We start from the raw sequence: 241 nt of genomic DNA on the forward strand, positions 1-241 counted from the left end.
CTTCATATTGGAGATACCTTATATATTGTTGGCGTTGGTGAAAACGTTCAGCTCCTAAAAGAAATTAATGATCCAGATGAAGTGCAACAAATACTTGAACAGTATAATGAAAAGCAAACTACTGTTACGACTGCTCCATACATAGTTGACGTATTTAAGAAATTCAATTCAAAAGCATCTGAAGTGGAAAAAAAACAAAGTACAACAGCATTTGGAGAAATGCTGAATAAAAGAATGTTAG

The 241-nt window shown here is 32.8% G+C and carries 1 protein-coding gene; it reads left to right on the plus strand.

Annotated features, from left to right (window positions below):
- A partial coding sequence (locus SB749_RS20645) for a hypothetical protein (RefSeq protein ID WP_410711961.1) occupies window positions 1-241 on the plus strand: 241 nt, incomplete at both ends.

The sequence above is a fragment of the Brevibacterium sp. SIMBA_078 genome (assembly GCF_046534565.1).
Taxonomy (GTDB): Bacteria; Actinomycetota; Actinomycetes; order Actinomycetales; family Brevibacteriaceae; genus Brevibacterium.